The sequence below is a fragment of the Nocardiopsis sp. iso_40 genome (genome assembly GCF_056173285.1).
This window is the reverse complement of record NZ_CM149666.1, coordinates 4,500,904-4,524,919: the sequence shown is the minus strand read 5'-3', so window position 1 is coordinate 4,524,919 and position 24,016 is coordinate 4,500,904. Positions and strand designations below refer to the sequence as shown.

General features: G+C 73.3%; 17 protein-coding genes and 1 pseudogene. 2 read left to right on the top strand and 16 right to left on the bottom strand.

All coding sequences use genetic code 11. The features are described 5' to 3' along the window. Positions 1-26: 26 nt before the first annotated feature. The 7 genes from AC0VYD_RS19625 to AC0VYD_RS19595 form a co-directional block, all read right to left on the bottom strand. Positions 27-959, bottom strand: a complete 933-nt coding sequence (locus AC0VYD_RS19625) for a type II secretion system F family protein (protein ID WP_475476931.1) — start codon at positions 957-959, stop codon at positions 27-29. A gap of 49 nt (positions 960-1,008) precedes the next feature. Then, positions 1,009-2,334, bottom strand: coding sequence for a CpaF family protein (locus AC0VYD_RS19620; protein ID WP_475476930.1), 1,326 nt, complete (start codon positions 2,332-2,334; stop codon positions 1,009-1,011). A 57-nt stretch (positions 2,335-2,391) separates the two neighbouring features. Further along, entirely contained in the window at positions 2,392-2,817 is a 426-nt protein-coding gene (locus tag AC0VYD_RS19615) for a TadE/TadG family type IV pilus assembly protein (protein ID WP_475476929.1), read from the bottom strand. Continuing rightward, entirely contained in the window at positions 2,814-3,188 is a 375-nt protein-coding gene (locus tag AC0VYD_RS19610) for a pilus assembly protein (protein ID WP_475480315.1), read from the bottom strand. Before AC0VYD_RS19610 ends, AC0VYD_RS19615 begins: the two co-directional genes overlap by 4 nt. 85 nt (positions 3,189-3,273) lie before the next feature. Then, positions 3,274-4,674 (bottom strand): CpaE/TadZ family protein, encoded by a 1,401-nt coding sequence (locus AC0VYD_RS19605; RefSeq protein WP_475476928.1) that lies wholly within the window; start codon positions 4,672-4,674, stop codon positions 3,274-3,276. Between the two features lie 6 nt (positions 4,675-4,680). After that, positions 4,681-5,472, bottom strand: a complete 792-nt coding sequence (gene cpaB, locus AC0VYD_RS19600) for a Flp pilus assembly protein CpaB (RefSeq protein WP_475476927.1) — start codon at positions 5,470-5,472, stop codon at positions 4,681-4,683. Between the two features lie 64 nt (positions 5,473-5,536). After that, positions 5,537-6,580: a hypothetical protein gene (locus AC0VYD_RS19595; protein ID WP_475480314.1), complete on the bottom strand. Its 1,044-nt coding sequence runs from the start codon at positions 6,578-6,580 to the stop codon at positions 5,537-5,539. An 829-nt stretch (positions 6,581-7,409) separates the two neighbouring features. On the opposite strand from AC0VYD_RS19595, the gene AC0VYD_RS19590 reads away from it, so the two are divergent. Beyond that, positions 7,410-7,844, top strand: a complete 435-nt coding sequence (locus tag AC0VYD_RS19590) for a YkvA family protein (RefSeq protein ID WP_475476926.1) — start codon at positions 7,410-7,412, stop codon at positions 7,842-7,844. Positions 7,845-8,120: 276 nt separating this feature from the next. Here the strand turns inward: AC0VYD_RS19590 and AC0VYD_RS19585 are convergent, their stop codons facing one another. Beyond that, positions 8,121-8,498: an IclR family transcriptional regulator domain-containing protein gene (locus AC0VYD_RS19585; protein WP_475476925.1), complete on the bottom strand. Its 378-nt coding sequence runs from the start codon at positions 8,496-8,498 to the stop codon at positions 8,121-8,123. 330 nt (positions 8,499-8,828) lie between these two features. Between AC0VYD_RS19585 and AC0VYD_RS19580 the strand changes: the two are divergent. Further along, positions 8,829-10,070 (top strand): annotated as a pseudogene (locus tag AC0VYD_RS19580) (4-hydroxybenzoate 3-monooxygenase). A 30-nt stretch (positions 10,071-10,100) separates the two neighbouring features. On the opposite strand, the gene AC0VYD_RS19575 reads toward AC0VYD_RS19580, so the two are convergent. The 8 genes from AC0VYD_RS19575 to AC0VYD_RS19540 form a co-directional block, all read right to left on the bottom strand. Then, positions 10,101-11,738 carry a serine/threonine-protein kinase gene (locus AC0VYD_RS19575; RefSeq protein ID WP_475476924.1) on the bottom strand — a complete coding sequence of 546 codons (1,638 nt, stop codon included), beginning with the start codon at positions 11,736-11,738 and terminating at the stop codon, positions 10,101-10,103. Next, on the bottom strand, positions 11,735-13,621 hold the full coding sequence (locus tag AC0VYD_RS19570; protein ID WP_475480313.1) for a serine/threonine-protein kinase: 1,887 nt from the start codon (positions 13,619-13,621) through the stop codon (positions 11,735-11,737). The genes AC0VYD_RS19575 and AC0VYD_RS19570 overlap by 4 nt, the downstream gene beginning before the upstream one ends. A 94-nt stretch (positions 13,622-13,715) precedes the next feature. Next, entirely contained in the window at positions 13,716-13,874 is a 159-nt protein-coding gene (locus tag AC0VYD_RS19565) for a hypothetical protein (protein ID WP_475476923.1), read from the bottom strand. Further along, positions 13,871-15,457 (bottom strand): TRAFAC clade GTPase domain-containing protein, encoded by a 1,587-nt coding sequence (locus tag AC0VYD_RS19560; protein WP_475476922.1) that lies wholly within the window; start codon positions 15,455-15,457, stop codon positions 13,871-13,873. Before AC0VYD_RS19560 ends, AC0VYD_RS19565 begins: the two co-directional genes overlap by 4 nt. Further along, positions 15,454-17,979, bottom strand: a complete 2,526-nt coding sequence (locus AC0VYD_RS19555; RefSeq protein ID WP_475476921.1) for a GTPase-associated protein 1-related protein — start codon at positions 17,977-17,979, stop codon at positions 15,454-15,456. Before AC0VYD_RS19555 ends, AC0VYD_RS19560 begins: the two co-directional genes overlap by 4 nt. A 77-nt stretch (positions 17,980-18,056) precedes the next feature. Next, positions 18,057-19,256, bottom strand: coding sequence for a TRAFAC clade GTPase domain-containing protein (locus tag AC0VYD_RS19550; protein WP_475476920.1), 1,200 nt, complete (start codon positions 19,254-19,256; stop codon positions 18,057-18,059). Beyond that, positions 19,253-20,956, bottom strand: a complete 1,704-nt coding sequence (locus AC0VYD_RS19545; protein WP_475476919.1) for a SaeA-related protein — start codon at positions 20,954-20,956, stop codon at positions 19,253-19,255. The genes AC0VYD_RS19550 and AC0VYD_RS19545 overlap by 4 nt, the downstream gene beginning before the upstream one ends. 954 nt (positions 20,957-21,910) lie before the next feature. Beyond that, a complete protein-coding gene (locus AC0VYD_RS19540; RefSeq protein ID WP_475476918.1) occupies positions 21,911-23,986 on the bottom strand; it encodes an acyltransferase family protein in 2,076 nt (691 codons plus the stop codon). Positions 23,987-24,016 lie beyond the last annotated feature (30 nt).

Genomic DNA, 24,016 nt, shown 5'->3' with positions numbered 1-24,016 from the left:
GGGCGGGTTACGGGGAGGGGCCGCGGCTACAACCTGAACTTGGTGATCCGGGAGACCAGCACGAAACCGATGGCGAACAGCGCCGCCACGACCAACAGCACCGCGATACCGGCCGCGCTGCCGGTCATCGTGCGCATGATCCCCGGCTGGATCGCGTTGATCAGGAACAGCGCGCCCACCGACATGAACCCGAGGGCCCACACGGTGGACGTCGTCTCACTGAGGATGGTCCGCACCTCGCGCCGGGTCTCCTTGCGGCTCTCCAGGGTGGCGGAGATGTTGCGCAACGCGGTGACCAGGGAACCACCGGACCTGGAGGCCACCAGCAGAGTGGACAGCAGTACACCGAGCTCCCGGGAGGGCATACGTTCGCGCAGGTCGGAGATGGCCTCCTCGAAGGTCGCGCCGAGCTTCATCGACTCCGCCAACCGGCCGAGCTCCTCTCCGGCCGGACCGTCCAGCTCGTCCGCCGCGATCGCCACCGCGGTCGGCAGCGCCAGCCCGGCCGAGGTCGCGTTGCCCAGAACCCGGGCCAGGTCGGGTAGTTGGTTGGTGAACTCCTCGCGCCGCTTGGCCTCGGCCCGGCGCAGGTAGGAGAAGAACAGGAACGCCACCCCGCCGGCGGCCAGCAGCCCGAAGAACGGAGCCAGCACCTGCCAGACCACCACGACCGCCAACAGGGAACCGGCGACCAGGGCCGCGACGAACGTGACCGGGCGTACGTCCGTGCCGGAGCGGGCCAGCCTGCGACTGAGCCGGGCGCCCCACTGGGTGCGGTGCAGCCTGGCGTCCAGCCTGGCCATGGGGGTGGAGGCGGCGTAGTCCGCCTGCGCCAGGGCACTGCGGGAGGCGATCATCCGCCGTTGCTCGGCACTGGTCACGAACTCCCGGACCGCCCACAGGAACAGCAGCAGAACCAGGGCGAGGCCGCCGAGGATGGCCGCTATCTGCCAGTTCACCCGGTCTCCCTTCGGGTCGAGGCCGTCCGGACGGACGCGGTACGGGCGCTCACCGGCGGCCCTGGGTTCGTTCGTCGGCGACGACCCCGAACGAGGAGGGGATGCTCTCGCCCACCTGGTAGATCCGACCGGCGACGTGGCGCGGCAGCGGGTAGTGCCGGAACCGCCCCTGCACGGCGCGGTCGGGGTTCATCGGCAGCGCGGCGAACTCCATCAGCCGGTCGAGGCGGAACTCCTCGCGTCTGCGCGAGGACACCACGGCGATCTCGTTGATCCGCCGTGAGCCGTCCGGCCAGCGGCCCAGGTGCACGATGGCGTCCACCGCGTTGTTGATCTGGTCGCGGATCGCCTCGTAGGGGATCTGGCCCTCACCCATGGTCGCCAGGGTCTGCAACCGGTGGATGGCGTCGTCCGCGGAGTTGGAGTGCACCGTCACCAGGGATCCGTCGTGGCCGGTGTTCATCGCCTGGAGCATGTCGATGGTCTCGGAGCCACGGACCTCACCGACGATGATGCGGTCCGGGCGCATCCGCAGGGCGTTGCGCACCAGGTCGCGGATGGCGATCGCCCCCCGCCCCTCGATGTTGGCGGGGCGCGACTCCAGGCGCACCACGTGTTCCTGCATGAGCTGGAGCTCCGCGGAGTCCTCGATCGTGACGATCCGTTCGCTGCTGGGGACGAAGGCCGACAGCGCGTTGAGGAAGGTCGTCTTACCGGTGCCGGTACCGCCCGACACCACGATGTTGAACCGGGCCCGCACCATCGCCGACAACAGCACGCCGGTGGCCTGGTCCAGGCTGCCCATCCGGACCAGGTCCTCGATGGGGTAGGGCTTGGGGAAGCGCCGGATGGTCAGGACCGGCCCGGACAGCGACAGCGGGGGGATGATCACGTTGACCCGTTCGCCGCTGGGCAGGCGGGCGTCCACCATCGGCGAGGACTCGTCCACCCGCCGGTTGACCAGCGAGACGATGCGGTCGATGGTCTGGTAGAGCTGTTCCTCGCCGTTGAAGGCGGCGTCGACGCGCTCCATCCGGCCGCCGCGTTCCACGAACACGTTGTCGGGCCCGTTGACCATGATCTCGGTGATGCTCTCATCGGCCAGCAGCGGCTCCAGCACACCCAGCCCCAGGGCCTCGTCCACGACCCTGCGGATCAGCACCGAACGCTCGCGGTCCGACAGCACCGGGCCCTCACGGGACAGGATGTGCCCGACGACCTTCTCCAGCCGGACCCGGCGCTGGGCCAGGGTCAGCCGGGTCAGGTCCTCCAGGTTGATCTCCTTCAGCAGGCGGCGGCGCCAGTGAGTCACGCTGCCGCGGTCCGCGCGGTCCTCGACGGCGCGGTCCTCCTCCAACCGGTCCTTCAGCCCCATGTTCCTCGTCTCCTCCCTTGGCGGTGCCGTGGTGGTGCGGGGGGCGCCCGCTCCGCCTCACACGTTCGGCATGTCCACCCGCCTGGTCAGCGCCAGGTCGAACCCCACCGACGAGAACACGATCGGCAGCGGGTGCGAGACCTCGACGTAGTAACCGTCGCTGTCGTTGGTGCCGCTGGTGACGGTCGCGTCGTCCAACCAGTCGGGCAGGGCGCTGCGGGCCTCCGCCTCGGCGCCCGTCAGCTGTTCGGTTCCGGCCACCCGGGCCCCGGCCCGGGCCGCCGACTCGATCCGTTCCATCGCCACGAAGGCCAGGAAGGCCTCGATCGCCACCACCACGGCGAACAGCAGGATCGGCAGGATCGCGGCGAACTCCAGGATGGGGCCGCCCCGGTCGCGGTCCCGGCCGGGGACGCGACCGAACAGCAGACGGCGGGGTCGGCGGCCGATCAGCGGTCGGCGGGCGGTGGACGGTCCGGTCACCGGTCCGCCTCCCCCGGGTCGGGCAGTCCGCGCGGAGTGACCTCGGTGACGACCTTCGCCTCACCGGCGATCTGCCACGGGCCCGACGTGCCGGGCAGGAACACCGGCATGTCCAGGCTCACCCGGGCGTAGCGGCCGCCGTCGCGTTCGACGATCTCGGTGGACAGCACGTCCTCGGCGTCCCAGGGCGCCCGTACCCGTTTACGCGCCTCCTCGTCGATGCGTTCGAGGTCGTCCGGCGTGACCGCGGCCTGCCGGGCCGCCTCGGCGGCCCCGTGGGAGGCGTACATGGCGGTGACGCCGAGCAGCAGCACCTGCCAGACCAGGGCCAGCGCCAGCATCATGAACGGCACCATCGCGGCGAACTCCACGAAGACCGCGCCGCGGTCCTGCCCGGAGCGCCGAGAACCGCGGCGGCCCCGAGTACCCCGCGTTCGCCCCGGGCTCCGGCGGTCCTCAGCCACCGAAACCTCCCCTCGGCCCCGGTGACCCCTGCCCCCAGGGGTCGGACGTGCCCGTCCGGGCCCCGTACCCGTTGACCTGCTGCGGACCCGAGGCGTCGAGGAAGCCGGACACGTCCCGGGTGGAGGGGCCGGTCTGCGTACCGGGCGCGCGTGAGGACAGCGCTGCCAGCCCCGGGGGGAGGCCGCCGGAGGCCGTGGTGTTGCCGATCCTGCTGCCACTGCCGCCGGCGGTCGGCGGTGCGAGCAGGTCCAGCTCCGAGGCGAGCCGGGCGAAGGCCTTGCGCAGCCCCTCGTCGGTCACCTTGGTGGGGTCGCCGTTGTTCTCACCCGGTTCCAGCGCCCGGTAGGCGGCGGGGACGGGGGTGCGCAGCACCTTGGTCCCCAACAACTGCTGCAGGAAGTCCGGCTGGATCTCGTTCTTGCGGCTGTGCCGGGTGACCAGCGAGTACACGTCCTCGTGGGAACGGATCTGCAGTCGTTCCCACATCGCCATCAGCCGCTGCGCGCCGCGCAGCGCGGGGACGTCCGGGGTCACCGTGACCACCGCGCTGTCGGCCAGTTCCACGGCCATCGCGGTCGCCTCGTTCATGTTGGATCCGCAGTCCACGATCACCATCTCGTACCGCGAGCGCAGGGCGCTCAGGATCCGGCGGGTGGCCCGGGCGTCGACGTCCTCACCGCGTTCACCGTGCTCCGGCGCCAGCAGCACGTGCGGGCCGCGCGGGTCCACGTAGAGGGTTTCGGAGAGCATGCCGGGGCTGATGTCGTCGGCGGCGTCCACCAGGTCCGCGATGGACCTGCGGTGCTGGAGGTTGAGGAAGGCGGGCAGGTCGCCGGCCTGCAGGTCCAGGTCGACCAGGCACACCACCCGGTCCCGGCGGGCCGCGGCCATCGCCAGGTGCACGGCGCAGGTGGTGGTGCCCACCCCGCCCTTGGCACCGCTGACCGTCACGATCCGGCCGCGCACCCCCGAGGCCGGCAGGTCGAACGCCGCCGACTCCAGGTGGCGCCGGAGGGTACGCGACCACTCCGCGGCCTTGGCGATCCGCGTCTCCAGCTCGGCCAGCCCGGAGTCGGCGGAGAGCACGCCCCGGGCGCCCGCCTCCATGGCCCCGGTGAACGTCTCCTGGTCCATGGCGGAGGATACGAGCAGGATCGCCAACTGCGGGTGCCGGTGCGACAGGTCGCGGACGGTCTCCAGGACCGGGGCGGGACCCAGGTCCTGGTGGACCAGGACCACGTCGAGATCGGGGTACTCGCCGGCCCCGTTGATCAGGTCCGTGCCCGTGCGCCGGGTGGCCACGAGGTCGGCCGCGGCCAGTTCCTCGAAACGCGCGGCGAACACCATCTCCGTCTCGGATGTGGGCATCCCCGCCAGGACTCGGAAGTTCACCGGTACCTACTCCCCCTGCGGCGTACGCCGCTCTTCGGTCTGTTCACCATCGGACGGTCGCGCCCCCTGGCCGTCAGCGATCTCCTCGATGATCTCGTCGAAGTCACCGCTGCACACCTGGGGTTCTCCGGCGTCGCCACCGCCGGCGGCGCTGACCAGGGCCAACCGGAGCTTGGTGGAGAACTCCTCGGCGTAGGCCAGCTGGAGGGCGGCCTGGGGGTCGAGCCGGAAGGTCACCGGGACCACGCCGGTCACCCCGCCGCCCTCCTCCTCCTGGCTGCGCAGCTCCCCGATGTCGAGGACCTCCACCTCGGTGATGACCCGGGTCGCGCAGGCCTCACCGTGGTCGCGCGCCTGGAAGGTGCCGTAGATGTCCACGACCGAACCGCGCTGCACCTTGCCCGCCACGCCGGTCTCGGCGTTGACCATGATGGCGATCTCACGCTCGCCGGTGGTCAGGGTGGGCTGCGGCTCGACCATGCCGCGCTGCAGGATGGCCCCGGCCTCCAGGTGGGTGGAGGCCACCAGCTCCTGGCCGGAGGGGGTGTCGACGTCGGACAGGTCGGTGATGAAGACCTCCGGGTCGAAGTAGGCGGCGGGGACCTCGACCCTTTCGACCGAGTCCTGGCCGATCGGCTGGTAGGCCTCCACGGGTTCGGCCAGGCGCAGGACTGTGGAGAACCGGCCCATCTGTTCCTGCTGGCCGTTGAGGTAGGCGAAGACGGAGGCGAACACGGCGACGGCGCCGATAGCGGCCACGACCATGAGCAGGACACCGCGTCGCTGACGGGGGTTCATAGGGGGTGGTTTCCGTTTCCAGTGTCGTCGTGGGCCGTCCGCCCGGGGACGGAGCGGCGGGGCCCTAGCGGGAGTAGGTCCGTGGCGGGTCCGGCTGCGGGGCGCGACCCGGGAACGCCGGTCCCTCGGGCGGGGCGAGGGACCCGCGTCCCGGGGGAGGGGCGTGTCCGTTGGCCGGTCCGGCGGTGGTGTTCGGGCGGTGTGCGGGGGCGGCGGGGTTCCCGGGCGCCGCGGCGGGCGGGCCGGCGCCGCGGCGCCGTACGGGGTCCCCTCCCGGCACGGGGTGTCCGTTCGGGGGGCGGGAGTGCGCGCCGTGGGCCGCGGCGGGGCCCGGGCGGGGCGCCTGGGCGGAACCCGTGGTCGAGTTGGCGGAGCAGAAGGGGCAGGGTTTGGCGGACATGGGTTCACCGCACCAGGAACAGGCGCTCGCCCTGATGGAGCCGGCGGCGTAGGCGAGGGCCTGCGGGTGGGCGCTCAACGCCACGAACTCCACGTATTTGGCGGTGCCCCAGTAGGCGCTGCCGAGGGGTTGGGCGGGCAGGAGCCGGGTGGCCACGGGCTGCACGGCCCGGGGCAGGTTCTCGTCGAACACTCCGGTGATGCCCGGGTCCGGGGTGGAGTACAGCAGCTGTACCGGCTGGACCGGGCGGAAGGGCAGTCCGGACGCGACCTCGGCCGGGCGCAGCCGGCCCACCTGCGCGGTGGGGGCGCAGTAGGCGAGGAAGGACACCGTGGGCGCGTACGAGCCCATGTGCTGGCGCAGGCTCGTGGGCAGGGTGGAGAGCCCGGAGACCGTACGCAGCCAGGCCCCGGCCAGCAGGTGTTTGGGGAGCTCTTCGCAGAGCGCTGCGACCACGCCCGGTGGCAGGTAGGGGGACAGGTAGGCGAGTTGGTCGGCGACCAGGGACAGGGCCAGGGGGGACAGGTCGACACCGATCCCGGCGACGTGGTCGGTGCGCAGGGAGCCCCGGGCGAAGTTGACCGCCCGCTGGGCGTCCGAGGCCTGCCAGGCCGGGTAGAGCGCGACGACCTTGCGGCCCGCGCCCACCTCCTGCCTGGCGAAGGCGACGAAGGCGGCGCTGCGCGCGCCGACACCGTCACCCCGCATGGTGAACCGTCGGGCTCCGGCCTCGCCCACGTGGCCCGTGCTGGGGATGTCCGCCAACAGGGCTACGGTCGTCACCGACCGAGGTAGGGCATTGGACACTGGGAAAGCTCCATCGGATCTACGCACTCGGACGGTTTCGGATGCTGCAGAGGCGCCCCGCGTCTGTAGGTGCCACTCGGACGCATCGTAACGAATGGGTGTGGCGGAGCGGGAGGTCCGGTATTCCCCGCCTTGGGAAACGGGTGTTGTGGCGCGGTTCCGTTTCTGCCGGGGGGACGGTGCGGCCCGGTCGACGGCGTCAGGCCTCCGGTGCTGGCTGAGAGGGCCGGGTTTCCGTGCCCGCATCTGGCGTACCTCGTAGGGGGAGTGGACGGAGGTGGCCGCATGTGGCCACCCGGTGTTGCGCCTTTTTTACTAAAAGTTCTTTTTTATCCCTTTGCTTTTGTCTCGTGGGTCGTGCCGTCGTGCTGGTCGGCGGCTCAGGGCGAAGGGGGGCGACCCGCTCCGGGGCAGAGGGCCATGAGGAGGCGGAAGGAAAGGATGTAGCCCATCCAAGGATGCCTCCCCGCGCCGGTCCCCACCAGGGCCACCGGCCATTCCTGTGGACAATCCGTCGTGGAAGCGCCCCCCGGCGGCGTGAGCGGAGCCACCTGCGCCCCTCAGGCACCAGCCGCCACGGACCGGAAAGCGGGTGATGGGCGGTGGCGAGGTCGGGGGCGGTGGCACGTGCGCCTCGTTCGGGGTTGTCCTCCCCGACAGGTGGGAACGAATCAGGAGGACTTCGCGTCATATCTTGAGAAGTCACATGCCCCCTGAGGAGACGAACACGATGCGCAAGGCAAACCGGGCCGCGGCCGGCGCGGCCGCTTGGCAGGTCATCCAGAACACCGACGGTCGGGTCTCCGTGTGGCAGCGCGCCCGCGCGGTTCCGCGCATGATCGGGGCGAAGCTGCGCGGCCGTTACCACGAACTCAGCGGCGGCAAGCTCTTCATGATGCTGGTGCTGGTCGGCTACGTCGTCTCCCCGATCGACTTCGTCCCCGAGCTGATCCTCTCGGTCTTCGGCCTGGTCGACGACATCGCCGTCGCCGTGTGGCTGACCACCATGGCGCTGGGCGAGAGCGAGCGCTTCGTCATCTGGGAGCGCGAGCACCAGGCCCAGGAGGCCTTCGACCGGGCCAACCCGCAGGGGTCCCATGCCCGCGCCGACCAGCGGGGCCAGTACTCCGGGCAGCCCGGACGGAGCGCCCCGCAGGGCCGGTAGTCCGGTCAGGGAGACGGGAGCCCGGGCGGGCAGGGCGGCCGCGCTCCCGAGCCCTCGGCCCGCTAGGCCAGAAGCCCTGACGGGCGTCAGGATCGAGGACGTGGTCGGTCCGACATCTCCGCCTGCGCACCACTACCGAGCCGCGTACCCCTGTCGAGCCGGACCGTGTCCGAGGAGGCCCGGTCCTCCTCGGACACGCTCGTTCTCGGGTGCGCTCCCGCACGGCACGGCCCCGCCGGCAGGCGCGGAAGGCCCGTCAGTGCCTCTGGCCCGAGGTCACTCGGTTCCGTCCCGGACGGGCCGGAAGCCCTGGGTGCGGATCATGTTCTCCCCGGAGGCGGGGCGCCCATGGTGCAGGACACCCCGCGCGCGGCGGATCCCGGCGAGGAGGCGGCGCAGTCGGGCGGGGTCGGTGACGGTGTACGGAGTGACCGCGTGCAGCCGCCCGCCGAGCACGTGCTCCTGGAACCCGGCCGACCCGTGGGCGAGCAGGACCAGGCCGGTGGAGGTGGCGTGGACGGGCAGCCGCCCGGCGACCGCGGCGACGTTGCGCCCGGCCTCGGGGTGGGAGAGGCGTTCGAGGTAGAGGACGTCGGACCCCTCCAGGACACCGATCTGGGTGTGCCCCCGGACCACCGCCTGGAGGCCCTCCATGTAGGGGAGGGCGGCGCGGCTGAGACCTCGGAGGCGGTGAGGGAGGGGGCGGAACCGGAGGGCGGGCCCGCCCCGGGGGCGCTGGGCGCGTTGAAGGTGCGCAGGATCCGCATGGCGCGGCTGAGCACGGAATCTCCTGTCGTCGGCACGGCCGTGTCCACCTCTCCGCTGCTTCACCGTTCCTGTTCGTGCGCAAAGCGTACATGTGTCCTTTGGGTGAACTTCTGCTGGCTCCGTTTCTCGCCCAGTGGAACCAGGCCTGGTGCCGACCGGCTCCCTGCGCCCATGCTGAGGGCGGACCCGGCACCCAGGGACGGAGAAGACGAACCGATGAACACGGAACACCGCCAGATCAGGACCCAGGTTGCCGTTGTCGGCGCCGGGCCCGCGGGGCTGATGCTCTCCCACCTGCTCTCCCTCTCTGGTATCGACTCCGTCGTCATCGACCTGCGCGAACGCGCCGACATCGAGACCACCGTCCGGGCCGGGATCCTGGAACAGGGCACCGTCGACCTCATGACCGGTATTGGGGTGGGCGAACGCGCGCTCTCCGAGGGGTAGTGCCACGGCGGCATCGGAATCCGCAGCCGCGGCGAGATCCGAAGGATCGACCTCTCCGGCCTCACCGGGCGCTCCGTTCACCTCTACCCCCAGCACGAGGTGCTCAAGGACCTCATCGCGGCCCGGGGCGACGTGCGCTTCGGAGTGAGCGGCGTCAGCGTCCACGACGCCACCACCGACACCCCCTCCGTACACTTCACCGACGCCGACGGCACCCGCATCGAACTCTCCTGCGCCGTGGTCGCCGGATGCGACGGCAGCCGCGGCGTCAGCCGTTCCGCCGTCCCCGAGAGAGTGCGCACCGACTACTTCCGGGCCTACGAACACGGCTGGTTCGGCATCCTCACCGAGGCCCCGCCCAGCTCCGACGAGCTCGTCTACACCCACTCCGAGCGCGGGTTCGCGCCGATCAGCTCACGCACCCCCAGCGTGCAGCGGATGTACTTCCAGTGCGATCCCGTCGAGGACGCCCGAGCCTGGAGTGACGACCGGATCTGGACGGAACTGCGCGCGCGGGTCAATGGCAACGGGTTCAAGCTCAGGGAGGGCCCGATCATCCAGCGCGGGGTCATCCCCATGCGCAGCCACGTCCTGGCCCCGATGGGCCACGGCCGCCTCCTCCTCGCCGGGGACGCCGCGCACGTCGTCCCGCCCGCCGGCGCCAAGGGCCTCAACCTGGCCGTCGCCGACGCCGCCGTGCTCTGCCAGGCGCTCGAACGCTTCTTCCACCGGGGTTCGGCGGACCTGCTCGCCGCCTACGGTCGGACCGCCGCGGACCGCGTCTGGCGGGCCCAGCACTTCTCCTGGTGGATGACGTCCATGCTGCACACGGCCGCGGACGGGGACCCCTTCGGGCTGCACCGTCAGCTCGCCGAGATCGACCAGGTCACGGGTTCGAGGGCGGGTCGGAGCTGCCTCGCCGAGGCGTACACGGGCTGGCCGATCCCGGTGACCGACCCCGCCTCGGCCATCGCCGACGTGATCACCGCCTCCGCCGACTGGACTCCCTGAACCCGGACGGTCCTGCTCCGCGACCGCGCCTCACCCGCAGCTGTCGAAGTCGGTGGAGAAGCTGCCCTCGACCGCGTCATAACAGATGCTGACCGGGGGAGAACCCTCCACGTTCTCCTCATAGGCGTCGTCCATGTAGGTGATCAGGCCGCGTTCGGGGGCGCCGTCGAAGCGGATGACCGTGTCTGCCCACACACCGCTTCCCTGTTCGCTGTCCGGTTCGGTGCTCGTGTGGCGAACCGAGGCGCCGTCCCTACCGCGCAGGGTCATCATCTCCGCCACCTCTCCCACGGTGATGCCCATCGGGTTGGTCGTGGTGAGCCCGACGACCTCCACACCGGTGTCGGTCAGCCGTACGCCGGTCAGGGCGAGGAACCTGCTGTATCGGCCGGTGGTCGAGTACGACGACAGGTAGGCGAACTCGTCCTCCGGTTCGTACCCGTGCTCGACGAGGGCCGCCACACCCCGGTCGTCCGTGGGCTCCACCGTCATGAAACCCGCCCGGGCACCGTAGGCCGCGTGTTCGTCCTCCTCTACGGGAACTGGGTCGCCCCAGCCTGGCGAGGGCTCCTCCAGCGCCTCCGCCGAGCCCTCCGCGGCGGCCCTGCCGGTCGACGCCCCTCCCCGCGGGGAAGCCGACCCGGCCCCCTCCTGCTCCAGAGCCCGTCCGCCCAGGTATCCGGCGAGGGTGACCAGGGCGAGCAGTGCCGCGGCGACGGTGAGGAGCACCGCACGGCGGGGCCTCTTCGGTGGACGCGGGACCGGCGCGCGCACACTGGTCCATGTACGCGACAGGTACGTTTCGGGGGGCTCGCCCCGGGTGAGTTCGCCCAGGACCTGGTCCACGGTCGGACGCAGCTGCGGTTCGGGTTGCAACGCCGCCCGCACCAGGGGAAGCAGGTAGTCAGGCAACCCGTCCAGGTCCGGTGTCTCGTGTGCGATCCGGTAGGCGAGTACCTCCGGGGGCCCGGCACCGAACGGCGGACGGCCGGTGGCGGCGTAGGCCACCAGGGCTCCCCAGGAGAAGACGTCACCGGCGGGGGTGGCCGGGGCTCCGCGTTGCAGTTCCGGGGCGATCCATCCGGGGGTACCGACCAGCCCTCCGGTCCGGGTCAGCCCGGTCTCGTTCAGAGCGCGCGCGATCCCGAAGTCCAGAACCACTGGCCCCCGCTCGGAGAGCACGAGGTTGCCCGGAGTGAGGTCCCGGTGGACGATCCCCGCTCCGTGGACGGAGCGCAGCGCCTCGGCGACCCCGATCGCGAGCCCGTCCACGAGATGCGAGGGGAGAGCGCCGCCTCGACCGACGTATTCCGCGAGGGTGCGGCCGGGGATGAACTCGGTGGCCATCCAGGGTGCGCTGTCGGAAGGTCCAGCGTCCAGGAGCGCCGGTACCCGGAAGCCGGAGACCCGGGAGGCCAGGGTGACCTCGCGGGCGAAACGGGCCCGGAACTCGGGGGCGTCGGCCAGATGCGGGCCGACCACCTTGACCGCCGCGATCCCGCCGCGTCGGCGGCGGCCCGCGTACACGGTTCCCATACCGCCACTGCCCACCCGGCCCAGGAGCCGGTACCCGCCGACCCTTCTCGGGTCGCCCGGCAGGAGCGGGGCGAAGCGGGCGACAGCCGGGCCGGAACGCCTGTTCCACACGGTTGCGGCAGTGTCGGTCATGAGATCGGCTCCTGACACGCTCTGTTGTGGTGGCTGCCGCTGAAGGGTCCGGAGAACAACCCTTCGCGGGCCTCCGGGAGGACGTAACAGCTGTGGGTCCATTCCAGGGCGGCGTTCACGTAGGCCGGCCCCCACACACGTTCGGGTTCGGGCCGGTAGACGAGGTAGCCGTAGGCCGCGGCGTCGGGCATGGTCACCGTGATCTCCGCCTCCGGTTCACCGGGCGTCAGGACAGCGAGGACGTCGTCCGAATCCGGGGCGCGTACGGTCACACTCCCGTGCTCCGGGCTGTTGGGGTCGGGCGGGAACTGGTCCCCTCCGAGTGGTGCGGAGCCCCGGGGGAAGCCGTCGTAGGCCGTGAAGTCGCCCTCCCGGATGGTGAAGGAACCGGCCTCGTGGAGGAGCGCGGCCTCCGCGGTGAAGGTCGCCGCACCGTCCCCGTCCCGTTCGTTGGTGTGGAAGCGCAGGATCGCCTGCTGGTACTGGGCGCGTTGGTCGCTGTTGAGGCGGGGTCGGGAGCCCTCCACCTCGTGGGAGGTGATCCCGTACTCACTCAGCCCCGGCTTTACACCGATCCCGCCGTCCTCGGCGGCGTAGACCAGGAAGTCACCGCCGTCGTTGGTGCCCACCCCGACCTCGTCGAAGGCCTTGCCGCCGGTGGGGGCCAGGGGGGCGTCCGACACGTCGTCGGCCTCCCCGTCGACATCGGTTGCCAGACCTGCCTCCTCCGAACCGAACACGCCCGAACCGGCTCCGGCGGAGCCGGGACCGTCCTCTCCGGGGCCGGATCGGAGCAGGGACCCGGCGACGGTGGCACCGGCCAAGACGACCAGGACCGTCGCCGCCGCGGCGACTGCTCGGAACCGGCGCCGCCGCACCCGGGACCGCAGGTGCCGGTCGGTGTGCTCGCGCCAGACCAGTGCGCCAGTGGCGGTCTCCTCAGGCGGGCTCCACTCCTGGCCGAGGAAGTCGGGGACGACCACGGTCGCCGCACGGGCGGACTCCGGCACCCGGCCCGTACGCACCCGGAGCACCTCCCGCAGCACCGCCACCGCGTCCGGCCGCGCCGCGGGCTCCTGGCCCATGGCGGCCCGCACGATCGGCAGCAGGTCCTCGGGAACCCCGTCGAGGTCCGCCTCGCCTCGGACGATCCGCAGCGCCTTGGCCTCGGCCCCGCCCGTGCCGAACGGGTCGCGTCCGGTTGCCGCACAGGCCACGAGGGAGCCCCAGACGAACACGTCGGCCGCGGGGTCGGGCGGTCCGCCGGTGTACACCTCGGGCGCCACCCAGCCGGGTGTGCCGAAGGCACCGCCGGTCCGAGTGATCGCAGTGCCGTCCAGTGCCCGGGCGATCCCGAAGTCCAGCACCTTGGGTCCGGTCGAACCGAGGATGACGTTGCCGGGCTTGAGGTCGCGGTGCACGATACCGCGCGCGTGCACGGCCACCAGAGCCTCCGCCACCCCGACCGCGAACCCCCACAGGGCGCCGCCGCGCAGCGGACCGTGGGCCCGGAGGTGCTGGCGCAGGGTCGGTCCGGGCACGTACTCGATCGCCAGCCAGGGCCGTCCGGTATCGGTGTCCGCACCCAGGAACCGGGGCACGCAGGGGCTCCGGACCTCGCGGAGTAGCTTCACCTCGCGGTCGAACCGGGCCCGGAAGTCGGGGTCGGCGGCGTACTCGCGGTGCACCACCTTGACGGCGGCCTCGGTACCGGAGGGCCCCAGACCGGCGTAGACGGCTCCCATGCCGCCCGATCCCAGGAGACCCACCACGCTGTACGGGCCGACCCGCGCCGGGCCACCGGGCCGCACCGGTCGGATGGCCGGTCCAGTCCCCGGAGCACGCGGCACCGCCGACCGTCCGTTCCGGGGCACAGGGTCCATGCCCGCCGCAGGGGAGCGGGCAGGGCGGGGCTCGGGCACGGTCACTCCAGGGGCAGTCCGTGAGGGGCGGCGCCATCCTATGGGAGCGGACGGCTCAGAGGCCGACGAGGCCCTCCCAGATCCTCCCGACCAGCCACAGCGCCACCGCGCCCAGGCCCGCCAGGACCAGGGCCGCGAACACCGCCGTCACCGTGTGGAGCAGCACCGCGGTGGCCCGGCGTGCGGTGCGCGGACGCGGACCGGACCCGGTCACCGGGCCCGCCCCGTCCGCGCCGGCTCTGCCCGCGCGGTGTGCGTACCCGGGCCCGGAACGGATCCGGGGAGCGGGGGCGGTGCGGGGCCGGGGCCCGCGAGACCGGTGAACGTCTCCGCCTCCGGGGCCAGCAGCCACCGCAGCAGGGTGGTGAGACTGGGGTCCGGGTCTCCCCCGGGGCCGACGACCGCCCCGGTCACGAACACCTCCACCGAGCCGAAGTCGCTCCGGGCCGCCCGCAACAGGTTGTTCAGCCCCATCACCCCCCGCACCCACCGCTCCGCGGGCACTCCGGCGGGAGCGAGGGACGTCCCCGCCAACAGGTCGCCCCGGGTGACCACGACCGCCAGCCGGGTCCGCCGCGGCCCCCGCCCCGACGTCAGGCACTGCCGCTGGACCTCGTCGCGCACCTGCATGTACGGCCGCTCGGGGTCGGGGGTGAGCGAACGCTCCCCGGCCAGGCGCCGCTGCTCCCCGGCGCCGAGCGCGTTCCACACCGCGGGCACCGACAACGGGTCCACCACCAGTACGAACGTCCCGGTCCGGCCCAGGTAGGTGAGCTCCTCGGTCCGGTCAGTGCGGTCGAACCACTCCCCGGCGGCGTCGTACACCTGCAGGAGCAGGGTGCGCGGCCCGGCCGTCACCCGCAGCGCGAGCCCGCGCGCCCGGCGCCCCGGTTGGGTCGGGGGCACCCTCCGTCCGGGGGAGAGAGCCAGCGCGCTGTCCCCCAACCGGTGCCGGGTGTCCTCGCCCGCCGGTTCCACCCGGGCCCCGGGGCGGTCAGCGGCGGCGTGCTTCAGAGCCGCGTACAGCCCGTGGGTGAGCCGGGTCTTGCCCGCCCCGGTCCCCCCGAACAGCGCGACCGGGAGCTCCCGCGCCTCCCCCGGCCGGTGCTCCATGCCCTGACCGCAGTGCGGACACAGCGCGCCCAGCCCGGCGGCGCCCAGGAGGAGCAGTGTCGGCATGCTCCGCCCGCACAGGCACCGGCGCCGGAACAGCCCCCGGCGGCCGGGCCGGACGTCGCGGTGCACCCGTCCGCAGCGGTCGCACTCGTGCGAGGGGTAGGTCATGTGCTCGAAGCAGCGCGGGCACAGCATGCGGATCCTGCGGTACCGCAGCAGCCCGCCGTCCACCAGCCGAAGAACGGCCACCGCGGGCCAGGCCCAGGCCAGGTGGGCGAGCACGAGCACGGCCTGTACGGCCAGGTGCGGCAACAGCAGGACCGCGAACGGGCCGGTACCGACCGCGACCCGTGAGCTCACCTCGGCGAGGTCCCACCACGCCGGGCCGCCGTGATAGCCGAACTCGGCGGGGTCCTCCGGCCCGGGTTCGGGCACACGCGGGTTGTCCCCGTGGAAGAGCACCCCCTGGACGGCCCGGACGTAGACCCGGGTGAGGACGGCGAAACCGCAGGCCAGGGCAATGGACGCCACGACGGTCAGGGTGCTGAGCAGGAAGGCCAGCACCTTGGCGGGGTCCCCTCCGAAGACGACGCCCAGCGCCACGACGAACCCGGGCACGAGGACGATCAGCCCCGGCACCAGGAAATCGGAGGCGGCGGAGGCGGGAGAGTGTCCGTTCAAGCTCCGCGAGACTCCTTCCGGAGGCGCCCGAACAGGCCGCCGCCCCCGCCCCGGTCCCGTACCGACCGCGCCCACGCCCCGAACTCCTGTCCCCTACCGTCGGCCCCGAAGGCCCTGCGGGCCCGACCGGTCTCACGCCGGGACCAGGTGCGCAGCGCCGGTCCCAGCACCTGCCCGAGCAGGCGGGCGTTCCGAGCGGCCGGGTCCGGCGGAGCTCCCGCACCCAGGGCCAGGGCGGTCCGGAACACGCGCACGGCCAGCTCCGTCTCGGACGGCCGCCTCCGCAGGCCCGCCAGCCCCCGCCTCGGCGGCAGGGCCAACCGCCGGTACGCCGCCCGGCAGTAGGCGCCGAACACCTCCTCGGCACAGTCGGCCAGCGCCTCCGCGGCGTGTTCGGGGCGCCACCGCAGCAACCGGGCGGCCACCCCCCGCAACGCGACCGCGGCGACCAACCGGTCCTCGCCCCCCAGGACGGCCGCCGCGACCGGCCGAAGCCGTGCGGACCCCTCCGCGTCCCCGGGCCGGTCCAGGTCGGCCAGCGCCGCCGAAGCCCCGGCCCATCCGTCGACCAGCCTCCGGGCGTCCTCCGGGAGTCGCCGCCCGAGGCGGTGCCGGGCCAGCTCGTGCAGTGCCCGCTGCCAGTCGCCGTCCTCGTCCTCGTGCGGTTCGGCCATCAGCGCCCCGGCGATCCAGCGGCCCACACCGGGTGAGACCAGGGTCTGCTCACCGGCCAGCCCGAGTACCGCCGACACCGCGCCGGGGCGCTGACCGGGCCCCCACACCCGGAGCAGTAGTTCCTCGTCCAGGTCGTGGGCGGCCGGCCCGGGCGGGTCCCAGGTGCGGGCCTCCTGCCGCAGCGCCACCACCCCGCGCAGCAGGTGCAGCGGTTCATCGTCACCGGCGGCGAGCAGCCGGAGTTCGCGCAGCACGGCGGACGAACCGCTCCGGTCCTCGGTGAACAGCGCCCCCGTCGGGCCCGCCGCCAGGTCCGCCAGCACCGGCCGCGGCAGCGCCGCCAGCCCCGTGGCGGCGCCCCCGCGCAGCGCCTCGTACCCGTGGACCAGACGGGCGAGGACGGGGTCGGGTTCGGCGTCCGGCGGGGCGGCGGCCAGGCGCGCGGCAACGGTGTCGCGCCCGTACCGTGCCAGGGCCGGTGCTGGCGGGACCATGCCCGCGGTCCGTGCCCAGCGCAGGAGCTCCACCGCCCGTTCCGGCGGCGGCACCCGGCCGGGTGCACCGTCGAGCAGGTCGCGGACACGGTCGCGGGCGGCCTCCCGCACGCGCTCGGAGCGCACCGGTGGCGCCTGCGGCGCCGGGGAACCGGCCGCGATCCGTTCCAGGCACCGGTGCACGGCCTCCCCCTCCAGGCGTGCGGTGAGCTCGGTCGACCCCGCGTCCAGGGCCGCCTTCCGGAACCGGACCAGCTCGTCGTCGCGCAGGTGCCCGGTGCCGGTGTCCAACAGCCGCCCGAGGAGGAGACGGGCCCGTCCCGGAGCCAGCCAGGACACCGCCCCGGGCAGCCAGGCGCGTACCGCGCCCAGGTCGGGGCCGGTACCGCGGTCGGAGCCCTCGGCGAGGGAGGCCGCGGCGAGCACCGGACGCCAGTCGGCCAACGACCGCTCCGCCCCCGAGGAGTAGGGGCGGGCGGCGGCCCACAGCGCGGGCGCGCCCTCCACCCCCGCCGCGAGGAGCAGGGACACCACGGCCGCGGTGTCGGGTCCGGGCGGTTCGGCGCCCGGGCGGGGCGCTCCGGCGGATTCCGTGGCGGCGGTCCCGTCCGGGGCCGTCCCCCCGGCAGGGCCGGTGCGGTGCCCACCGTCGGGGTCGAAGACCGTGAACCTGCTCCGGAGCAGCCGGGTGTCGGTGTGCGGGGGCACCGCCACCACGTGCACCGGGGAGTCCTCGGGGTTGCCGCTGTAGGTGGCGAACGACATCGCCCGAGCGCGCCGGGGCGGTAGCAGGTGGGACAGGGCGGCCACCCAGTGGGCGGCGGCCTCGTCGTCGGCGAGCAGCAGCACGGGGGGACCGCCGTCGATCGCCCCGTCCACCGCGGCCAGCAGCCGCCCGAGGAGGTGCTCCGGGCGGCCGAGCAGCCACAGGGCGGTTCGCCGCCGGTCCAGCGGACCCGGCGGGAGCACGATCCCGGGCAGGTCCGGGGCCGTCACCGGGGCGCTCGCCCAGAAGCCCGCCCCCCACTGCTCGGCGGGCAGGAACGCGCCGCCCTCGACCAGCAGCAGGCTGTGCGCGAAGTAGTTCCCCGGTCGGCCCGAGGGGTCCTCGCCGCTGGAGACGACCCGGCTCAGCACCGGGTACCCGGCCAGGTCGGGGGAGTAGCAGAGGTTGACCGGGTGTCGGCCGACGTCCTCGGCGTCCCGCGGCCGAGGCGGCTCGTAGACGGTGAAACGCTCCACCTCGCGCAGTACCCGCGGGTCCACCCCTGGGGTCGCCGCGTTGAACTGGTAGCCGGAGCAACCCGACAGGCCGTGTTCGCACGAGGTGTAGTAGAGCTGGGGTGAACCCATCGGCCGTGCCCTTTCCGTGAGGCCGGTGCGGGGGTGTGGGACGCGCGGGCTGCGGGGCGCGGGTACGGACACCGCGGTCAGGGCGGGGGCCGGGGCGCGCTTCCGGCCGGGACGACCCCGAACTCCGAGAGCAACCACAGGAACGGGTCGGCCACCCGGTACGGCCGGACCCCGCCCCGGACCCTGTTGTCTCCGGTGGGGGCACCGCCCAGCGCGGACACCCCGAAGTAGCGGGCGTTGCGGTAGTGGTTGCGCACGTGGTGGTCGATCTCCGGCCCGTCCCAGCGGTGGAGGAGCTGCTGGATCTGGGCGTGCACGTCCTGGCTGTCGGACTCGTCGAAGAACGGTGCACCCGGCTGCGGGCGGTGCAGCGGCGACCCCTCGTCCATCTCCGCGCGCAGGGCGTCGAGTTTGGTGAGGCACACCGCTATGGGCACCCCGATCAGCCGGTTCGGTCTGCCCTCCCGGCGCATCAGCAGGTCGGTGACGCGCTCCAGCATGTGCACGGGCTGGTTCTCCGGGCCCTCCGGCACGGGTAGCCGGGTCCCGGACGCGGCCGCCCGGCGGGCGCCTTCCATCTGGAGCGGGTCCAACAGCACGATCACCCCGTCCGCGTTGTTGAGGTAGCGCAGGTTGGCCTCCACGCTCTCCTCGTCGCTCAGGTCCTCCCCGGCCGTGTCGAAGAACGACAACAGGGTGTGCCTGGGGCGGGGTCCGGCCAGTCCTCGCCGCCGCCCGGTGAACCGGAACAGCAGGGGGGCGCGGGCCGCACCCGCGGCCCGGCGCGTCCCCTGGAGCAGTCGGCCCTCCTCGTACAGGGGTGACTCGTAGTCGGGGCCGAAACGGTGCCGGGTGTGGTCGTCCGAACCGCCCACGGACGCGTTGAACCGGTCACCGACCCGGTTCCTCAGCTCGTGGATGAGCACCGTCATGAACACGGTCTTGCCCGCGTCCCGAGCCCCCACCAGGGCGATCGTGCGGCCGCGCATCCGTCCGAAGTTCACCGGCATCCGAGCGTGGCACACCGCGCACACCTTGCGGTCGGTCGTCCCGGAACAGGCGGGGCACACCGCCCTGGGGCGCCTGCCGTTGGCCTCGAAGACCGGGGGGAGCCGTTCGCGTCGCCCCAGGTGGTTCCGGAGCGCCTGGTCCTCGGCGGTCGGGCAGATCTCGCCCGACGGGCCCGGCCTGCCCAGGCAGCGGAAACGGATACGGCGTTCGGGGAACGCCGAGTAGCAGTAGGGGCACACCAGCCGGGGCCCGTCCCACGGGTTCACAGGCGCAGCTCCCTCACCGGGGGTTGGCGCAGACCCACAGCCGTGCCCCCGTCCGCGGGGAAGCACATCAGCCAGGCCGGTCCGGGCTCCCGGGGCGGCTGGACCCGTACCGACACCCGCTCGCCCGCGGCCAGGGGCCGGGCCGGAAACGTGGCCAGTACCCGGCCCTGTTCCCCCGAGTGCGGCTGCACCCTGCCCGACGTGTACACGACCGCAACCTCGGGCATGTGGCAGGCGTCCCGGGAACTGAGGTGCACCACCCGCTCCCGACGCAGCAGCCCGACCGCCTCCACCCGGTAGTCGAGCACCGCCCTGCCCGGCACGTGCACGGTCACCGGGGCGCTGAGCGACTCACCGGTCTCGGAGGGCACTGCGGTCCGGACCGTCACCACGACCGGCCCGGGACCCGTGTGCGCCTCGAACCCGCCCTCGGCCTCGTAGCGCAGCCGTGATCCGCGCACCGTGCCGGAACCGGCGCCAGCACCCTCCAGCGGAGCGGCGGGGCTCCGGTCCCGGGCGTCCGGGGAGCTCCGGGCGTCCCGCCAGGACACCACCGCCGTGGCGGTGTGCTCGGGCCAGTCCCAGCTCAGCCGGACCACCGTGTCGAACCGTTCGGCGCGCAGGCCGGTGACCGGGGGAGCGGCGACGACCCGGGTCCGGGCGCCCGCCACCGCCTGACCGCCCGCCACGGTCGCGGCCAGCACGTACACGGTGCCCGCGGGCAGGTGGAGTCCGGTTGCGGCCCGGCCGTCGGGACCGGTCGACACCTCTCCCGGGACCTGTGAACCCAGATCCGCCCAGCGTTCGGCGGGCACGGACCGGCCCGGGGGCCACGGCGGCGGCCGCTCGGAGGTGAACAGCACCACCCGGCCCCGGGGCGGCGCGGACCACGAGGCGACGAACCCGGCCCCGACCGCGTCCACCGTCAGGTCCCGCACCGCGGCCGGTACGGGTCCGGGGCTGGCCCGGCGAACCAGTCCCGCCGAGTTCCGGGCCAGGCCCCGCGAGGTCACGTACACCGCGCGCACCCGGTAGTGGTACTCCGTGTCCGGGAGGACGTCCGTGTCCACGAACACGGTCCCGTCGTGGGCGATCGGCACCCCGTCGCCCGCTCCCCGGGGCGGGCCGCCCTCCGCCCGCAGCACCTCCACCCGGACCGCCTCCGGCGGCGTCCGCCAGGAACCGGTCACCGACGTCTCGTCGGACCGTACCCGCAGGTCGGCGACTTCGGGTGTGATCATCACCGGCTGGCTCCGCGCGGCCGAGGACGTACCGGGGCCGTCGCTCACCGCCACCACGGTGTAGACGGCCTCACTGCCCACGGCAAGATCCTCGTCGACCACCCGGGTACCCGAAACCTCGCCCACCGGTCTCTCCCGCGCGGTCGCCCCGTGCCCGGTCCGCCGCGTCACCCGGTAGGAGGCCCGCTCGCCCGGGCGGGTGCCGGGCCGCCACGTCACCACCACCCGTCGCCCGTCCACCCGGGCTGTCGCCTCCTGCGGCGGGGCGGGTTCGACGGCCGCCCCGCCCTCCGTCGCGGTCTGCGCCTGGAACCGTTGGCAGGCGGTGTCCGGGCCGGAGCCGCCACGGCTCCGGCCGGGGGCGTCCTCACCGGACCGGTCCGTCGGCACCTCCCCCTGCCGGGGGTCCTCCTGCGCTCGCCGCTCGTCCCGGCTGTGGATCCGCTGGTCCCAGGCCATGTTCGCTCCTGTCGGTCGCGCGGATCGCGGTCACCGCCGAACCGGTTCGTCCCCGTGTGCCGGCCCCTGCCGCCGCCTGTTCCGGCCGGTTCGCGGCCGACTCCTCCTGGGCGGTCGCGGGAAGCGGTTCGTTGGCGTCGGGGAGGTGACGGACGTAGCCGCGCGCCCGGTGGCGGCGACCCGGTCCGCGGCGCGGGCGCGGGATCGGACGGCGGACCCCGGTGGTGCCGGGCTCGGATGCGGGGGCGGGGACGGGCGCGGTCTCGGGCGAGGGGGAGGGGGAGGTCGTGGCCTCGGGGGCCTGACGCTCCGGTTCGTCGGTGGTCTCCATCGGGCGGCCTTTCGCCGTTCTGGCTGGGGTGTCCGACGGGGCGGGCCGAGAACGGCGGATGTGGGGCCCCGCCGGTGAGGTCTGCACGAGCATACTCCGGAGCGTGTTGTCCGAACGCGCCGAAACGCCTTTCCGTTTACGGGCAGACGGGTTTGTCCCGGGAAAGGCTGCGGCGAATTGTTGTGTCCTTTAACTCCGTGTCCGGTATCCCGGTTGTTGTCTGCCTTCCGGGTTCCTGAAGGTCCTGGTGGAGTGATGTCCGTTGGTGTCGGGTGTCAGTCTGGTTGGGGCGAGGTGTGATTGTTCGCGAATTTTGTCCCAGGGGTGGATTTTCGGGGCGGTCCCCGAACCGGTAACGATCCGGCTTCGGGGTGGATGCCGCACGAGGAAAACGGATTCTCGGTTCCATCGCGGAAGAAGAGGTGACATCACGGAATAAAAGGAGGATCAGTGCCTTTGGCTCGGACGGTGCCTTTCCGGGTTCTTCCCGCCCCGCGTCTTCCCGCGCTGGAACGCCGGGGCTCCGGATGGCAGTGCCAGCGGGATGGCGCCGGTGTTCAACAGGACCTCGGCCGTGGGCGGCGACCCGGCCTCGGAGCCGGGGCGCGGAGATCCGGAGTCGGTCAGTCCCGGCCCAGGGCCTCGTCCATCCGGGTGCCGAGGGCGTCGGCGAGCAGGCGCGCGTAGGTCTCGGTGAGATGGTGCGAGTCCCGGTAGACCACGACGTTGCCGACCACCGCGGGGCAGGTGTCGTCGGTGCAGATCAGGTCGGTGAGGTCGATCAGCTCGGCCCCTTCGACCTCCCGGACCGCCAGTTCCTGGGGGTCGTCGAGCTCCAGCGCCGCCGAGGCGGGCCGGTCACAGGCGGAGAGGTCGCGGGTGGAGGAGGCCAGGCAGTCCAGCACGTCCGAGCTGGTGCGGGGCGTGTCCCGGATCGCGAGGATGGGGACACCGGCGGCGGTGACCCGCTCCCACTGCTCGGCCATGCCCTCGGCCATGGCGCTCCGCGCCTCCGATCCGGATTCGTGGCCGTGCGGCACCCCTGCCGCCGAGGAGCTGGTGACCAGCAGGTCCGGCTTCAGCCGCCGGAGCTCCTCGGCCACCGCCCTGTTCCACTCCTGGCACTCGGGGTAGGGCTCGCCCCCCTTGCTGACGGGGACCGCGGTGAACGCGCAGGCCGACTTGTTGTACACGGTGAGCCGCCACCCCCGCTCCTCGGCGATCTGCGCCAGCGCGGGGAACCACTGGGTACTGTGCGAGTCCCCGGTGAGCGCCACCGTGGTGGCCGCGTCCTCGGGGCCGTAGACGCACGGTGGTTCGGAGGGGGCCCGTTGGTCGAACCCCGCGTGGCAGCCGTCGGCGTAGGCCTGGGGGACGTCGTCCTCGGCCTCGACGGGGGAGGGGTACATCCACGCTTCGTCCTGGGACGGCGGTAGGCCGATCGCCTCCGGGCCCACGTGCACCTCCGGGTCGAACTCGGTCGACTGGAAGCGGTCCACCCGGACCAGGGCCGCGGCGGTGACCGCGGCCACCGCCAGGATCCCGGCCAGGGCCACGGCCGAGGCGCCGCGCCCCGTGCGCACCAGGCCGTGCCGCGCCACCGGGTCCTCCACCCACAGCTTGGTCGCCCAGGCCAGCAGGAACGACAGGGCCCCCACACCGGTGACACCGAGCGGCCCCAGGGTGTCCCGGCCGAGCAGGACCAGCGCGAACACGACGAGCGGCCAGTGCCACAGGTACAGGGCGTAGGAGATGTCCCCGACGAACCGGGCCGGCGCCGTGCTCAGCAGCGTCGAGGCCGACGGGCCTGGGGAGCGTTCCGCGGCGATCACCGCCGCGCATCCCAGGACGGGCAGCAAGGCGGTGTACCCGGGGAAGGGGGTGCTGGAGTCGTAGAGCACGGCGGAGGCGACGATGGCGGCCAGGCCCGCCCAGCCCAGCGGGAGCCGGAGCGGTCCCGGCAGGCCCCGTCCGGACAGGAACACCGCCAGGAGGCCGCCCGCCGCCAATTCCCAGGCACGGGTGGTCGGCAGGAAGTAGGCGGCGGGGGAGCCGCCGGCGGTCAGTACCACCGAGCAGACCAGGGAGGCGGCGAACACCGAGGCCAGAACCGCGGTGAGCGCCCCGGTCCCGGCCCCGGAACGCCGCCGCAGGAGGAGCGCCCACAGCAGGAAGAGCAGCGGCCACAGCAGGTAGAACTGCTCCTCCACCGACAGCGACCAGAAGTGCTGCACGGGGCTGGGCGGGATCTCCGCCGCGAGGTAGTCCAGCGTCTGGTCGGCCAGGTAGAGGTTCTCCACGTACGCGGCGGAGGCGAACAACTGCCAGGCGGTGTCACCCAGCCGGGTGACCGGCAGCACCGCCAGGGCGGTCGCCCCCGTCGCCAGGAGCACCACCGTGGCGGCGGGCAGCAGGCGCCGGACCCTCCGCACGTAGAACCCGGCCAGTGACACCCGCCCGTGCGCGCGGACCTCCCGCAGGAGCAGGGAGGTGATGAGGAAACCGGAGATGACGAAGAAGACGTCGACGCCCACGTAACCGCCCGGGAGCAGGTCCGGGTCCAGGTGGTAGACGAGTACCAGCAGTACGGCGACGGCGCGCAGCCCCTGGACCTCGGGGCGGAAGAGGTTCCCGTGTCCGCGCTGACCCGGCCGACTCGACAGGACGGCCCTTGGCGAAGGGGAATGGGGTGATCGCATGGGGTCATCATGTGTGCTGGGGCCGGCCGT